Below are 15140 nucleotides of genomic sequence, written 5' to 3'. Positions count from 1 at the left end.
CGCGACGCAGATCCCTCGCCAGGGCTCAGGATGACGGCCACGGGCCGTCACTCTGCCGCCACGGCCTTCGCCGCGCCCCTCTCCCTGGCCTGCAGCAAGGCGCGCTTGTAGTCCTTGGGCATCACCTTGACGAAACTGCGCACGGCACGCTCCCAATCCTCCAGCAGCTCGCGCGCCCGCGCGCTGCCGGTGTGAAGCAGGTGACGTTCGACCAGGATGCGCAGCCGCTCGGCATCGAAGCCGAGCATGTCGCCCATGCCGTTGTCCTCGACGTTGGGCGCGCGCTGGCGCGGCCGCGCCGGATCGTCCGGCTTGGCATCGGACGGCGCTCGGACCGGCTCGACCTCGACCATCGATGTGTTGCAGAGGTCGCCGAAGCGCGCCTTCGGGTCGTAGACGTAGGCGATTCCGCCCGACATGCCGGCCGCGAAATTGCGGCCGGTGTCGCCCAGCACGACGACCACGCCGCCGGTCATGTACTCGCAGCCATGGTCGCCCGTCCCCTCGACGACGCAGACCGCGCCCGAGTTGCGTACGGCGAAGCGCTCGCCGGCAACGCCTTCGAAGTAGGCCTCGCCGCCGATGGCGCCATAGAGCACCGTGTTGCCAACGACGATGTTGCTCGACGGATCGCGCGCGCACCCTTCGGGCTGGCGCACCACGACGCGGCCGCCCGACAGGCCCTTGCCGACATAGTCGTTGGCATCGCCGACGAGCTCGAGCGTCACGCCATGCGCCAGGAAGGCGCCGAAACTCTGGCCGGCCGTGCCGGCGAGGCGGACCGAGATCGTGCCGTCGGGCAGGCCGGCATGGCCGTAGCGCTTGGCGACCTCGCCGGACAGCATCGCGCCGACGGTGCGATTGATGTTGCCGATGGGCAGCTCGATGCGCACCGGCTCGCGCCCTTCGAGCGCCGCATCCGCCGCCTCGATCAGCTTGTGATCGAGCGCCTTCTCCAATCCGTGGTCCTGCCGTTCGGTGTTCCAGATGGCGATGCCCTGCCGGGCTGGCGCCTGGTGGAGCAACTTCGACAGATCGATTCCACCCGCCTTCCAGTGGTCGACCGCGCGCCGCATGTCGAGCCTGTCGACACGGCCGATCATCTCATTGAGCGTGCGGAAGCCGAGCTTCGCCATGATCTGGCGCAGCTCCTCGGCAACGAAGAAGAAATAGTTGATGACGTGCTCGGGCTGGCCGGTGAAGCGCTTGCGCAGCACCGGATCCTGCGTCGCCACGCCGACGGGACAGGTGTTGAGATGACACTTGCGCATCATGATGCAGCCGGCGGCGATCAGCGGCGCGGTGGCGAAGCCGAATTCGTCGGCCCCCAGCAAAGCGCCGACCGCGACGTCGCGGCCGGTGCGCAGGCCGCCATCGACCTGCACGGCGATGCGGCCGCGCAGCCCGTTCAGCACCAATGTCTGCTGGGTCTCGGCCAGCCCGATCTCCCAGGGCGAGCCGGCATGGGTGAGCGAGGTCAGCGGCGAGGCGCCGGTGCCGCCCTCGAAGCCCGAGATGGTGACGTGATCGGCGCGCGCCTTCGACACCCCGGCGGCGACAGTGCCGACGCCGACCTCGGAGACGAGCTTCACCGACACACGGGCACCGGGGTTCACGTTCTTGAGGTCGTGGATGAGCTGCGCCAGGTCCTCGATCGAATAGATGTCGTGGTGCGGCGGCGGCGAGATCAGGCCGACGCCCGGCGTCGAGCGGCGCACGCGGGCGATGTTCTCGTCGACCTTGTGGCCAGGCAGCTGGCCGCCCTCGCCCGGCTTGGCGCCCTGCGCCATCTTGATCTGAAGGTCGTCGGCGTTGACGAGGTATTCGGCCGTGACGCCAAACCGGCCCGACGCCACCTGCTTGATCGCCGAACGCATCGAATCGCCGTTGGGCAGCGGCCTGAAGCGATCCGCTTCCTCGCCGCCCTCGCCGGTGTTCGACTTGCCGCCGATGCGATTCATGGCGATGGCGAGCGTGGTGTGCGCCTCGCGGCTGATCGAGCCGAACGACATGGCGCCCGTGGCGAAACGCTTGACGATGCTGGCCGCCGGCTCGACCTCCTCGATCGGCAGCGGTCGCTCGGCCCACTTGAACTCCATCAGGCCGCGGATCGTCAGCAGGCGCTCGCTCTGCTCGTTGATCGATTCGGCGAACGCCCTGTATTCGTCGGGCAGGTTGCCGCGCACCGCATGCTGCAGGCGGGCCACGCTCTGGGGGGTCCAGGCATGATCCTCGCCGCGCAGGCGAAAGGCGTAGTCGCCACCCGGATCGAGCATGTGGCGATAGATCGGATTGTCGCCATAGGCGTCGCGATGGCGGCGCACCGTCTCCTCGGCGATCTCGTGCCAGCCCGCGCCCTCGATGGTCGTGGCGGTGCCGGTGAAATACTTGTCGACGAAGCCCGAATGGAGGCCGACCGCGTCGAATATCTGGGCGCCGCAGTAGGATTGGTAGGTCGAGATGCCCATCTTGGACATCACCTTCAGGAGTCCCTTGCCGATCGCCTTGATGTAGTTCTTCTGCACCTCGTAGGGCTCGAGCGGCAGGCCGTTCTGCACCCTCAGCGCCTCCAGCGTCTCGAAGGCGAGATACGGGTTCACCGCCTCGGCGCCATAGCCCGCCAGGCAGCAGAAATGATGGACCTCGCGCGCCTCGCCGCTCTCGACGACCAGACCGGTCTGAGTGCGCAGCCCGCGCCGGATCAGGTGGTGGTGCACCGCCGCCGTAGCCAGCAGGGCCGGCACCGGGATCCGCTCGGCCGACACCGCGCGGTCGGACAGGATCAGGATGTTGCGGTCGGCCAGCACCGCATCGGTCGCCTCGACGCAGATTCGGTCGAGTGCCTTCTCCAGGCCGCCGACGCCCTCGGCGACCGGCCAGGTCGTGTCGATGGTGGCCGTGCGGAAGGCGCCGTCGAGCAGTTCCTCGATCGAACGGATCTTCTCCAGCTCGGCGTTGGTCAGCACCGGTTGGCTGACCTCGAGCCGCTTGTGCGTGCCGGCGTCCCGGCCGAGCAGGTTCGGGCGCGGGCCGATCATCGACACCAGCGACATCACCAGCTCCTCGCGGATCGGGTCGATCGGCGGATTGGTGACCTGCGCGAAATTCTGCTTGAAGTAGTTGTAGAGCAGCTTGGGCTTGCGGCTGAGCACGGCGATGGGCGTGTCGGTGCCCATCGAGCCGACTGGATCGTCGCCCTCCCGGCTCATCGGCTCGAGGAAGAACTGGATGTCCTCCTGCGTGTAGCCGAACGCCTGCTGCCGGTCGAGCAGGGTCGTGGGATCGTTCGACGGTGCGGGCGCCGGCGCTTCCGGCAGCTCGTGCAGCTCCTCGAGTTTGTGCTGCGTCTCCTTCAGCCACTCCTCGTAGGGCTCGGCCTCGGCGAGCGTGCGCTTCAATTCCTCGTCCTCGACGATGCGGCCCTGCTCGAGGTCGATCAACAGCATCTTGCCGGGCTGCAGCCGCCACTTGCGCACGATCTTGTCGTCGGGGATCGGCAGAACGCCGGCCTCCGACGCCATCACGACCTTGTCGTCGCTGGTCACGAGGAAACGAGCGGGACGCAGGCCGTTGCGATCGAGGGTGGCGCCGATCTGGCGGCCGTCGGTGAAGGCAATGGAGGCCGGACCGTCCCACGGTTCCATGAGCGCGGCGTGATACTCGTAGAAGGCCTTGCGCTTGGAATCCATCAGCGGATTGCCGGCCCACGCCTCGGGAATGAGCATCATCATGGCGTGGCTGAGCGAGTAGCCGCCGGCGACCAGCAGCTCGAGCGCATTGTCGAGGCAAGCCGTGTCGGACTGGCCGTGCGGGATGATCGGCCACATCTTGTCGAGATCGGCGCCGATGAGGTCCGATTCCATCGTGCGGCGGCGGGCATACATCCAGTTGACGTTGCCGCGCACGGTGTTGATCTCGCCGTTGTGGGCGATGAAGCGGTAAGGATGCGCCAGCTTCCACGACGGGAACGTGTTGGTCGAGAAGCGCTGATGCACCAGGCAGAGCGCCGACCGGGTCAGCGGATTGCGCAGATCGGCATAGAAGCTCTCGACCTGAGGGGCGAGCAGCAAACCCTTGTAGACCACGGTGCGCGATGAGAAGGACGGCATGTAGAGTTGCGACAGGCCGGGCAGTTTGTGCTTCTTCTCCAGTTCGGCGAGCGGGTTCTGGGTCTGCTTGCGGATGGCAAGTATCTTGCGCTCGAAGGCGTCCTGGTCGGCGACCTTCGGTCCGCGGCCGACGATGGCCATGCGAATGACCGGCATGCGCTCGATCACCGCCGCCCCGAGGCCGGTCGTATCGGTCGGCACGTCGCGCCAGCCGACCAGCTTCTGGCCCTCGACCTTGATGAAGTGCTCGAGCCGCTTGACGGCGAACTGCCGCGCCTTGTCGTTCTGCGGCATGAAGCACATGGCAACGGCGTAGTGGCCGGGCGGCGGCAGGTCGACGCCTTCCTTGCGCGCCCAGTCGCGCAGCAATGCATCGGGTGTCTGGATCATGCAGCCCGCGCCGTCGCCGACCAGCGGATCGGCACCGACGGCGCCGCGATGATCGAGGTTGACCAGGATCTGCAGGCCCTCGCGGACGATGTCATGGGACCTCCGGCCCTTGATGTCGGCCACGAAGCCGACACCGCAGGAATCGTGCTCGTTGCGCGGGTCGTACAGTCCCTGTTTGGCGGGCAGATCCATCAAAACGCCTGCTGCTGTCGGTTGGGCAGCATCCCCCCGGATGCGTCGCTTGAAGGCATTATTAGCGACCCCCCGTCCGGCATGAAAGCGATTGTTGCAGCGCAGGAGGCCTTGTAACCTTCTGAATCGATTGTATTGCGAACCCGGAGACGTGATGTCGCGACGGCGTACCTCTTGCATACCGGCGATCCTGGCCTTGTTGGCGTCTGGCGCGTTTCTGGCGGCCTGCGACAAGAGCCCGTCCTCGGCGTGGAACGGTCCCGGCTGGTATCTGGAGCTTCCCTATCCGACGATCGGCGGCGGGCCGTCCGTCTATGGTGGGCCGTACAGCTACGACAAGTGCGAGGAAGATCGGAAGAGCCGTGCCGTTCCCGACCGCTACATCTGTGTCAACGAGACCCAGCAGCCGCGCAAGTTCGGCTTCTACTAAGAGCCGCACCCCGAGTTGCCGGGCGTCGCGACGCCTCTCATAGGGAGCGTAGTCGGGCATCGAGCGACGGCACCGTGTCAGGTGGACCTGTCGACCTCTGTGGAGTGCCCCAACCCCGTCGCGGAAATCGCGGAAATCGCGGAAATCGATCTCGGAAACCTCGGAAACCTCGCAAACCTCCGGCGGGGCGTCGCCGGACAATCGACGTCGCGGGCACCCGCCCGAGACGCCCTCAGGGTGGTGTGCCTGCCCTCCGCCTGGAGTGCGTTGCGCAAACTGCGGGAACTGCGGAAACCTCCTGTCACGGGTCGGGAGGACGGGTCGGCGGACGATTGGCGAAGCAGAACGTCGATACGGGAAATCCCGCGCGGCCCTCGCGGCCGGGTGTGGTCAGGGTGCTCATGCGCGCATTTTACCTCGACTCACTGACAAGGACCTAATTCGGTCGATGGATTCCATCCGATGCCGATGGCACCTGCATCGGAAGGCGATTCGACCCCCCGATTCCAGCGCCGGACGCGAATCTGACTCTCCCACGCGACAGTGAAGCTGGCGGACCGGCTCCAGATTCATCCGATCGTCATGAGGCTGGCATTGCCGCCGGCCGCCGCGGTGTTGACGCTGCGCGACACCTCCGCGAACAGGAACTCCGTCGGATAGGGCGGCACGAAGATCGGCACGATCGGACCGGACCGTGCGGCGAGGCGCCGGCCGAGCGCCAGCAACTCCGGCACCGGGCCGTCGAACAAGGCGGCAGCGATGTCGGGATCGCCTTCGTCGGATGTCGGCTCGCTGCCGACCGCGCGTACCAGCGCCGCCTGCTCCGTCGTGAAGCAAAGGATCCGTCCTTTCGGCCGCAGGGCATAGGTGTTGCGCTCGCCGACCGGGCCCGGCAGCTCGCTCTCGCGCGGCACAGGATGCGTCAGCGCGCGTCTCGACAGCAATCGCAACAGATAGAGCGGTCCACCCGCCTTGGGTCCGGTGCCCGACAGGCCGTGGCCGCCGAACGGCTGAACGCCCACCACCGCGCCGATCAGGTTGCGATTGACGTAGTGGTTGCCGGCGGCACTGGCCGCGGTCGCCCGCCCGATGGTCTCGTCGATGCGGCTATGGACGCCAAAGGTCAGTCCGAATCCCGTTGCATTGACCCTGTGCACGATCTCCTCCAGCCGCTCGCGCCGATAGCGCAGGACATGCAGGACCGGGCCGAACACCTCGCCCGTCAGGTCGTCCATCGACTCGATGTCGATCAGCGTCGGCGGCATGAACAGCCCGTGCCGTGCTTCGTCCGGCAATCGCGCCTGCTCGACGCGACGACCGGCTTGCCGCAGACGCTCGACGTGCCGCATCAGGCGGTCCCGCGCCTCGGCCGAGATCACCGGGCCGACATCGACCGACAGCCGATCCGGATTGCCGATGCCGAGCTCGGCCATGGCCCCGCCCAGCAGGGATCGAATGCGGTCGGCGACATCCTCCTGAAGGCAGAGCACGCGGAGCGCCGAGCACCGCTGTCCCGCCGAATCGAAGGCCGACGTCAGTGCATCGAGGACGAGTTGCTCGGGCAGGGCCGAGGAATCGGCAATCAGCGCGTTCTGACCGCCGGTCTCGGCGATCAGGGGGATCGGCTTGCCGTCGCCGCCGAGACGCCGGGCCAGTGTCGCGTTGATCGATCGCGCCGCCTCGGTCGAGCCGGTGAAGACGACGCCCGCGACGGCGGGATTGGCGACGAGATGGGCGCCGATCTTGCCGTCGCCAGGCAGGAACTGCAGCACGCCGGCGGGCAAGCCGGCGCCGACGAACAGCCGGACGGCCTGGGCGGCGATCAGCGGCGTCTCCTCGGCGGGCTTGGCGATCACCGCGTTGCCGGCGGCCAGCGACGCCGCGACCTGCCCGGTGAAGATCGACAGGGGAAAGTTCCACGGGCTGATGCAGGCGACGAGTCCGAGCGGCACATGGGTCTCGTCGGTCCAGCCGCGCACCTCGGCGGCGTAGTAGCGCAGGAAGTCGACGGCCTCGCGCACTTCGCCGACCGCATTGCCGATCGTCTTGCCGGCCTCGCGCACGATCAGGCCGATCAGCACCTGCATCCGGGCCTCCATCCGATCGGCGACTCGCTCGAGACAGGCCGCCCGGCGCGCCGCGTCGGCCGACCATGGCCGCGCACGGGCACAGGCCGCGTCGACCAGCTCGGGAGTCGCCTCGACGACATGGCCGACGACGTCGCGCAGGTCGGCCGGATTGCACACCTCGCGGGCCGCGCCCTCGCGCGGTCCGTCCCCGAGATGCGGTAGCGCGCGCCAGGCCGCCGGCGCCTGCAGCGATCGCGCGAGCCCGGTCAGCACCTGCTCGTTGCTGAGATCGAGTCCCGTGGCGTTCTGCCGGACGGGCGCGAAGAGATCGCGCGGCAGGGCAATGCGGGGATGCGGCGCTCCGACGGGTTGCAGCGCCCGCGCCCGCTCGACGGGATCGGCCAACAGATCGTCGAGCGGGAAATCCGGATCGGCGATCTGGTGGACGAACGAGGTGTTCGCGCCATTCTCGAGCAGCCGGCGGACCAGGTAGGCGAGCAAGGTTTCGTGTGTGCCGACCGGAGCATAGATGCGGCACGGCCGGGCGAGCTTGCCCAGACCGACGACTTCCTCGTAAAGCGGTTCGCCCATGCCGTGCAGGCACTGGAACTCGTAGTCGGCCGGCCCGGCCATCGCGTGGACGGTCGCCAGCGTGAGCGCGTTGTGGGTGGCGAATTGCGGATAGCAGGCCTGTGGCGCGTCCAGCAGCTTGCGGGTGCAGGCAAGGAACGAGACGTCGGTGTGCAATTTGCGGGTGAAGACCGGAAAGCCCTCGAGGCCGTCGACCTGGGCGCGCTTGATCTCGCCGTCCCAGTAGGCGCCCTTGACGAGGCGCACCATCAGCCGGTGGCCGCTGCGCCGGCCAAGCTCGATCAGCCAGTCGATCACGAAGGGCGCGCGCTTCTGGTAGGCCTGCACGACGAAGCCGATGCCGTTCCAGCCCTCGAGCTCGCGCTCCAGGCAGAGGCGCTCCAGCAGATCGAGGGAAATCTCGAGGCGCTCGGCTTCTTCCGCGTCGATATTGAGGCCGATGTCGTAGGTCCGCGCCAGCCGCGCCAGCCGCAGGAGCCTCGGGTAGAGTTCGGACCCGACACGCTCGACCTGCAGCCGGCTGTAGCGCGGATGCAGCGCCGAGAGCTTGACCGAGATGCCGGGCCCTTCGCAGGGTCCCCGGCCGGCGGCGGCGCGACCAATGGCGTGGATCGCCCGCTCGTAGGCGGCAAGATAGTCGGCCGCCTGCTGCGCCGAGACCGCCGCCTCGCCGAGCATGTCGTAGGAATGGCGAAAGCCCTCGGCTTCCCGCAAACGCCCCCGGTCGAGCGCCTCCTCGATCGTCTGGCCGGACACGAACTGCTCGCCCATCAGGCGCATGGCGAGATTCACGGCGCGGCGAATCAAGGGCTCGCCACCGCGGGCGATCAACCTCGTCAGGGCGGCCGACAATCCAGCCTCACTGGTGGTGCCCGTCAGCCGGCCGGTGACGGCGAGGCCCCAGGTCGCCGCGTTGACGAACAGCGAGCGGCTGTGCCCGAGATGCGAGCGCCAATCGCCGCCGCCGATCTTGTCGCGGATCAGCGCGTCGCGAGTCTCGTCGTCGGGGATGCGCAGCAGCGCCTCGGCCAGGCACATCAGCGCCACGCCCTCCTGGCTCGACAGCGCATATTCGTGGATGAGCGCCTCGACGCCACCGCCGGCACCGGTCTTCTCGCGCAGCCGTTCGATCAGGTGGCGCGCCAGATCCCGCGCCGCCTGTACGGCCGGAGGCGGCAGCGTGGCCGCCTCGATCAGGGGCGGCAGGCAATCGGGCTCGGGCCGGCGATAGGCGGCGGTGATGGCCGCTCTCGACGCGCTCTGCGGCTGCAACGACAGGGCCAGGCGCTGGAAGGGTTGCGGGGACATGGGCGCTTGCCGAGAGATGAGCTAACATTCGGGCCAAAACAAGCACCCGGAGGGAACATCATGGACGTCAGCTACGCGCCCGAACTGTGGCCCGACGATTCGATCGCCCGCGTGCCCTACTGGGTCTACCAGGACGAGGCCAACTACCGGCGCGAGCAGGAGCGCGTCTTCGCGGGCGCGACCTGGAACTTCGTCTGCCTCGAGGCCGACATCCCCAACAGGGGCGACTATCGCACCAACGTCGTCGGCACCATGCCGGTCATCGTGGTGCGCGGGCCCGACGGCGCGATCAACTGCTTCGAGAACCGCTGCTCGCACCGCGGCGCGCTGATCGCCTTCGACGAGGGCGGCAACGTGCAGAACAACTTCAAGTGCATCTACCACGCCTGGAGCTACGACCTTGCCGGCAACCTCAAGGGCATCGCCTTCGAGCACGGCGTCGGCGGCAAGGGCGGACTGCCCAAGGATTTCCGCCGCGACAGCATCAATCCGCGCAAGCTCCGGACCACGACCCTGGGCGGGCTGGTCTTCGCGACCCTGTCCTCCGACACGCCACCGATCGAGGAGTATCTCGGCGCCGAGGTGCATGCCCGCGCCATGCGCGTACTCAACCGCCCGGTCAAGGTGACGGGCCGCTTCGTGCAGCCCCTGCCCAACAACTGGAAGCTCTACGTCGAGAACGTCAAGGACACCTACCACGCGAGTCTGCTGCATCTCTTCTTTACCACGTTCCGCATCTCGCGCCTCACCCAGGGCGGCGGCGTGATCGTCAGCCCCGACGGCGGCCATCACGCTAGCTACACGATCGGCATGCCGGAGGGCGCCAACGCCACGGCCTACCGCGACCAGGGCATCCGCACCGACAGCGACTACGCGCTCACCGATCCCAGCATGCTCGATGCGGTCGACGAGTTCGGCGACCGCATCCAGCTGCAGATGCTGTCGATCTTCCCCTCCACCATCCTGCAGCAGGTCAGCAACTGCCTCGCCGTGCGCCAGATCGTGCCCAAGGGGCCGGACCGGATGGAACTGCACTGGACCTATCTCGGCTTCGCCGACGACACGCCGGAGATGGCGCGGCGGCGGCTGAAGCAGCAGAACCTCGTCGGCCCGGCCGGACTGGTCTCGATGGAGGACGGCTGCGTCGGCGGCTTCGTGCAGCGCGGCATCGCGGCGGCGGGCGAGCAAGTCTCGGTCGTCGAGATGGGCGGCCGCGAGGCCGACAGCCAGGCGACGCGCGCCACCGAGGCGTCGGTGCGCGGCTTCTGGAAGGCCTATCGCCGCCACATGGGCTACTGACGATGGACGTCGCGCGACTCGTCGAGTTGAACGCCGCGTACGCCCGCGTCATCGACAACGAGCAGTACGAGCGGTGGCCCGAACTGTTCGACGACCCCTGCCTCTACAAGGTGACGACGGCGGACAACGTGGCCCGCGGCTACGAGTCGGGCATCATCTACGCCGATTCGCGCGGCATGCTCCGCGACCGCGTGTCGGCGCTGCGCGGCGCCAACATCTACGAGCGCCAGCGCTACCGCCACATCGTCGGCCTGCCCATGGTGCTGGGACGTAGCGACGGCGCGGCCGAGGTCGAAACGCCGTTCCTGATCGTGCGCATCATGGGCGACGGCACGATGGATGTCTTCGCCACCGGCTGCTACCGCGACAAGGTCCGGCAGGACGGTTGGGGCGCGCTCAAGTTCGCCGAGCGCATCGCCGTGTGCGACGGCAGCCGCTTCGACACGCTGGTCGCCATCCCGTTTTGATGCGCATCGCCATCGCCCTGGGCGACCCCAACGGCATCGGGCCGGAAATCGCGCTGAAGGCGGCACAGGAGGCGCCGGCGGTGCTCGTCGGCGACCGCTTCGTGATCGAGGAAACAGCCCGCCGCATCGGCACCGGCGTTCCCGAGATCGCCGACGTTCCGGCACTGGAGCACGCCGCCTTCGTCCCCGGCACGCTCGATCCGCGTGCCGGCAAGGCCACCGTGGCCTACGCTTCGGCCGCGATCGGGCTGGCGCTCGACGGCAAGGTCGATGCCGTGGTCGGCTGCCCGCATTCGGAAACCGCGGTCAATCGCGCCGGCATCCCCTTCAACGGCTATGGCGGCCTGGTCGCCGACGTGACCGGCACGCCGCGCGACGCGGCGTTCATGATGCTGGTGGCGCAGGGACTGCGCATCGCCCACGTCACCCTGCACGAATCGGTGGCCGCGGCGCTCGCCCGCCTGACGCCGGCCCTGGTGGTCGCGGCCGGCGAGGCGACCGTCGCGACCGCGCGGCGCCTCGGCATCGCCGCGCCGAGGCTGGGTGTATTCGGCATCAACCCCCACGCCGGCGAGGACGGGCTGTTCGGCGACGACGACGAGCGGGTCACCAAGCCGGCGGTGGCAGAACTTCGGCGGCGCGGCATAGCCGCCGACGGACCGGTCGGCGCCGACCTGTTGCTGAGCCAGCGCCGGCACGACGTCTATCTCGCCATGTTCCACGACCAGGGCCACATCCCGATCAAGCTGGTGTCGCCGTTGCGCGCCTCGGCGCTGATCCTGGGCGTGCCGGTCGTCTTCGCGAGCGTGGCGCACGGCTGCGCCTTCGACATCGCCGGCCGCGGCATCGCCGATCCGACCGGCGTGATCGAAGCGATCGATCTACTTGTAGGATGAGACTTCGATGAGATTGCCGTCGGGATCGCGGCAATAGACCGAGACGATGGTGCCGAGGGCGCCGTTCTTTTCCGACGGCCCCTGCTCGATGGCCACGCCGCAGGCGCGGAAGTGGTCGGCCACCTGCTGCGGCGTCGACCCGGTCAGAAAACAGAGGTCGTCGCTGCCCGGCGCCACCTGGCGGCCGGTGAACCACTGCTCCTGGGTCGCCGCGATCGGCCGCAAGTTGATCTTCTGCCGGCCGAAATGCATCGACGTGACGCGCCGCCCGGGCATCGGCTCGGTCTCGACGCGCCGCATGCCGAGCACGCGCCGATACCACTCCGCCGCAACCTCGACGTCGCGCACGTTGATGACGAGGTGGTCGAGGGCTTCGACGACGACGGACATGGGTCAGTGCCTCGTCACCCGGGCGTGGAGCACGGCGGCCTGGCCACCGCGCACCGCCTTCAGGCAACGCGCGATCGCAGCCTCGACCTCGTCGGGATCGCTGACCAGCTCGCCGTACGCGCCGCTCGCCTCGGCAATCCTGGCGAAATCGGCCGGCGGCGCGAAGGTCGAGCCGAAATCGTTGCCCGCCTTGGCCTCGCCCGCCGGGTAGACGCGCAACGTCGCCTCCTTCACCGCTGCCCAGCCCGAGTTGTCGAGCACGACGGTCAGGATCGGCAGGCCGTACTGCCTGGACACGGCGAACGTCGATTGCGGGTTGGAGAAATAGAACGTGCCGTCGCCGACGATCTGCACCGGCAGGCGATCGGGCAGGGCGAGCTTCAGACCGAGCGCCACGCCGCCGGAGAAGCCGAGACCGGCGCCGGCGAAGCCGACCAGGCTGCCCGGTGCGCGCCGCGGCATCTGCTGGAGGACGACCGGGCCGTTGCGGATCGCCTCGTTGATCACGATGTCGGTCGGCTCGAGTGCGCGCGCCAGCGCCGCGCACAAGAAGTGCGGATTGATCTCCCCCGGCTTGCCCGGCTCGGCGGCTGCCTTCGCCGCCTGCTCGCGACGCAACCGCAGCTCCTCGGCCATCGCCTCCACGCGCCCGGCCGCGCGCGCCCTGAAGCCCGCATCGGCGCGTGCCTTCAGCGCCGCCAGGAGATCGACCAGGAAGCGATGGCTGTCGCCCTGCAGGCGCAGGTTGGCCGGGAAAGTCCACATCGGGAAGGCGCGCTTCTCGGCGTCGACGTCGACATGCGCCCACCAGGTCGAGGGATTGTCCGGCATGTCGCGGGGAATCCACGGCACGTCGACATCGACCAGCAGGCCGACGTCGGCCTCGGCCAGCGGCTTGGCCGGCATGAAGCCGCCATGGCAGGGCGAGTCATGCGGCAGGCTCATGTGGATCGGGCTGAACTCGACGACGCGGATGCCAGCGAAGCGCGCCAACTCGTCGAGCACCGCGACGCTTGCGGGGTTGCGGCCGGCGTAAGCCGTGATCAGCAGCGGGCGCCCGGCGGAGAGCAGGCGATTGGCGATGACGTCGACGGACGGCGCATCGACGCTGCCCGCCGATGCTGGCCCGAAGCGCTCCTCGGGATAGGAGCGGATCTGGCCCTCAGACCACAGCTCGGTCAGGGTCTCGCGCGGGAAGGTCATGTACACCGGCCCGCGCGGTTCGCTCATCATCACGGTGTGGGCGCGCCGCAGCGCCTCCTTGGCGACCACGCCCGAGGGCAAGTTGTATTCCCACTTGGTGTAGGGCCGCACCAGGCCGGCCTGATCGAAGGGTTCCTGTACGAAATGGACGTAGTTGTCGCGGGTTCCCAGCAGCTCGCCACGGGTCGTGAACGGCGCCCGACCGGCCATCAGCAGGACGGGAAGGCGCGCCCGGCAGAGATTGTGCAGGGCCATCGCCGAGTTGGCGGTGCCGGCGTCGACATGGACGATGACGCCCTGGCCGCGGCCGGTCGCCAGGGCATAGCCCGCCGCCATATGCACTGCGGTGACCTCGTGCGGGCAAAGGATGGTGACCGGCGCCTTGCGGCCGGCGCCCTTGAAGGCGGCCAGCGCCTCGATCAGTGGCGCGTGGTCGGTGCCGAAGTTGCAGAACAGGTAGTCGATGCCGATCTCGTTCAGTCCTTCGAGGAAATAGTGCGCGGCGGAACGGCGGGCTTCATTGGTGTCCATGCGAACCTCACTCGACCTTGACGTTGGCCGCCCGTGCCACCGCCTGCCAACGCTCCAAGTCGCGAGCGATCAGCGCGCGGAACTCGGTCGATGTCATGCCGCTCGGATCGACGTCGATATTCTCCAGCGCCTGCTCGACGGCCGGCATCGCCAGCGTGTCGGCGATGGCGTCGTGCAGCATCGAGACGATGTCGGCCGGGGTCGCGGCGGGAGCCACGATGCCGGTCCACAGCGCGATCTCCATGTCGGCAATGCCCGTCTCGCCGAACGTCGGCACGTCGGGAAAGGCCGGCGGCCGCTTGGCGGTGGTGATGGCGAGGGCGCGCACCTTGCCGTCCTTGAGCGGGCCGGCGATGGCGGCGGCGTCGGAGATCGTCATCAGCACCGCGCCCGAGGCCACCGCCTGCACCGCCTCGCCGCTGCCGCGGAACTCGACCGGGGCGAACTTGGCGCCTGTCCGCTGGTTGAACAGCTCGGCGGCGAGCCGGAACGGGGTGGCCGCCGAGGCGTAGCGCGCGCGATCGGGATTGGCGCGACCGTAGTCGATCAGCTCGCGCACGCTCTTCACCGGCTGATCGGCGCCAACCACCAGCAGCAGGGGAAACTCGGCGACCAGCGAGATCGGCACGAAATCCCTGAGCGGGTCGTAGGGCAGACGGGCATGGACGGCCGGGTTGATCGCCATTACGCCGGTCGGCGCCATCAGGAGCGTGTAGCCGTCCGGCGCGGCCTTGGCGACGTACTCGGCTGCCACGATCGACTCGGCGCCGGGCTTGTTGTCGACCAGCACCGGCTGGCCGAGCTTGTCCTGCAGCTTGGTCGCCAGGATGCGCGCGATCAGGTCGTTGCCGCCGCCCGCCGAATAGCCGACGACCAGCCTGATCCCCCTCGTGGGAAAGGTTTGGGCGCTCGCAGGCATCGCGAGGATGACGGCGAGCGCGAGGCCGAGCAGCAGACGCGGCATGGGGCGCCTCCTTTCAGCCACCGTAGATCACCTGCTCCCGGTTCAGCCAGAGCGGCGAGCGTGGCAAATCGATGAACCCCGCTTCGGACTCGGGCGCACCGCGAGCCGCGCATACTCCCTGCAGCAGGATCGACAGTCGAAATTTCCAAGGGGAAGGGCTTGCGACCCGGGGTGCGTGATGCCTCCTGGCACAGGATGCGAGATCTCGCCTGTGAGGGCCGCGGCGCTCGATCGCCGTCGACACCGACATCCTCGTCTAGGCTTGGCCATTCCCTGGCCCTGCCTACTAATGGCGCCATCG

The 15140-nt window shown here is 68.5% G+C and carries 9 protein-coding genes; 4 read left to right on the top strand and 5 right to left on the bottom strand.

Features of this window, described 5'->3' with window-relative positions:
* Positions 1 to 47: 47 nt before the first annotated feature.
* On the bottom strand, positions 48 to 4691 hold the full coding sequence (gene gltB / locus KIT25_07820) for a glutamate synthase large subunit (GenBank protein UYN96824.1): 4644 nt from the start codon (positions 4689 to 4691) through the stop codon (positions 48 to 50).
* A gap of 154 nt (positions 4692 to 4845) precedes the next feature.
* On the opposite strand from gltB, the gene KIT25_07815 reads away from it, so the two are divergent.
* Positions 4846 to 5121 (top strand): hypothetical protein, encoded by a 276-nt coding sequence (locus tag KIT25_07815; GenBank protein UYN96823.1) that lies wholly within the window; start codon positions 4846 to 4848, stop codon positions 5119 to 5121.
* Positions 5122 to 5690: 569 nt separating this feature from the next.
* Here the strand turns inward: KIT25_07815 and putA are convergent.
* Positions 5691 to 9089 (bottom strand): bifunctional proline dehydrogenase/L-glutamate gamma-semialdehyde dehydrogenase PutA, encoded by a 3399-nt coding sequence (gene putA, locus KIT25_07810; GenBank protein ID UYN96822.1) that lies wholly within the window; start codon positions 9087 to 9089, stop codon positions 5691 to 5693.
* Positions 9090 to 9149: 60 nt separating this feature from the next.
* Here putA and KIT25_07805 point away from each other — a divergent pair, with 60 nt between their 5' ends.
* Genes KIT25_07805 through KIT25_07795 form a run of 3 tightly spaced genes read left to right on the top strand, consistent with a single transcriptional unit; the run spans position 9150 to position 11751 of the window.
* Positions 9150 to 10388, top strand: coding sequence for an aromatic ring-hydroxylating dioxygenase subunit alpha (locus KIT25_07805; protein ID UYN96821.1), 1239 nt, complete (start codon positions 9150 to 9152; stop codon positions 10386 to 10388).
* Between the two features lie 2 nt (positions 10389 to 10390).
* The gene (locus KIT25_07800) at positions 10391 to 10855 is read left to right on the top strand and encodes an aromatic-ring-hydroxylating dioxygenase subunit beta (GenBank protein ID UYN96820.1); all 465 of its coding nucleotides are present in this window, start codon (positions 10391 to 10393) and stop codon (positions 10853 to 10855) included.
* The gene (locus KIT25_07795) at positions 10855 to 11751 is read left to right on the top strand and encodes a 4-hydroxythreonine-4-phosphate dehydrogenase PdxA (protein ID UYN96819.1); all 897 of its coding nucleotides are present in this window, start codon (positions 10855 to 10857) and stop codon (positions 11749 to 11751) included. The genes KIT25_07800 and KIT25_07795 overlap by 1 nt, the downstream gene beginning before the upstream one ends.
* Here KIT25_07795 and KIT25_07790 read toward each other — a convergent pair.
* The 3 genes from KIT25_07790 to KIT25_07780 are packed head-to-tail and all read right to left on the bottom strand — an operon-like array spanning position 11737 to position 14839.
* Positions 11737 to 12141, bottom strand: a complete 405-nt coding sequence (locus tag KIT25_07790; protein UYN96818.1) for a VOC family protein — start codon at positions 12139 to 12141, stop codon at positions 11737 to 11739. The two genes, KIT25_07795 and KIT25_07790, sit on opposite strands and share 15 nt — an antisense overlap.
* Before the next feature lie 3 nt (positions 12142 to 12144).
* Entirely contained in the window at positions 12145 to 13875 is a 1731-nt protein-coding gene (locus KIT25_07785; GenBank protein ID UYN96817.1) for a thiamine pyrophosphate-requiring protein, read from the bottom strand.
* Between the two features lie 7 nt (positions 13876 to 13882).
* Entirely contained in the window at positions 13883 to 14839 is a 957-nt protein-coding gene (locus KIT25_07780; GenBank protein ID UYN96816.1) for a tripartite tricarboxylate transporter substrate binding protein, read from the bottom strand.
* Between the last annotated feature and the right edge of the window lie 301 nt (positions 14840 to 15140).

Source organism: Enhydrobacter sp., from assembly GCA_025808875.1.
In the GTDB taxonomy this organism is placed as follows: Bacteria; Pseudomonadota; Alphaproteobacteria; order Reyranellales; family Reyranellaceae; genus Reyranella.
This window is presented reverse-complemented; position numbering and strand designations above follow the sequence as displayed.

Bases quoted from the DNA above. Each gene is read 5' to 3' on its own strand.
- gltB (UYN96824.1), bottom strand. From the start codon at position 4,691: ATGGATCTGCCCGCCAAACAGGGACTGTACGACCCGCGCAACGAGCAC.
- KIT25_07815 (UYN96823.1), top strand. From the start codon at position 4,846: ATGTCGCGACGGCGTACCTCTTGCATACCGGCGATCCTGGCCTTGTTG.
- putA (UYN96822.1), bottom strand. From the start codon at position 9,089: ATGTCCCCGCAACCCTTCCAGCGCCTGGCCCTGTCGTTGCAGCCGCAG.
- KIT25_07805 (UYN96821.1), top strand. From the start codon at position 9,150: ATGGACGTCAGCTACGCGCCCGAACTGTGGCCCGACGATTCGATCGCC.
- KIT25_07800 (UYN96820.1), top strand. From the start codon at position 10,391: ATGGACGTCGCGCGACTCGTCGAGTTGAACGCCGCGTACGCCCGCGTC.
- KIT25_07795 (UYN96819.1), top strand. From the start codon at position 10,855: ATGCGCATCGCCATCGCCCTGGGCGACCCCAACGGCATCGGGCCGGAA.
- KIT25_07790 (UYN96818.1), bottom strand. From the start codon at position 12,141: ATGTCCGTCGTCGTCGAAGCCCTCGACCACCTCGTCATCAACGTGCGC.
- KIT25_07785 (UYN96817.1), bottom strand. From the start codon at position 13,875: ATGGACACCAATGAAGCCCGCCGTTCCGCCGCGCACTATTTCCTCGAA.
- KIT25_07780 (UYN96816.1), bottom strand. From the start codon at position 14,839: ATGCCGCGTCTGCTGCTCGGCCTCGCGCTCGCCGTCATCCTCGCGATG.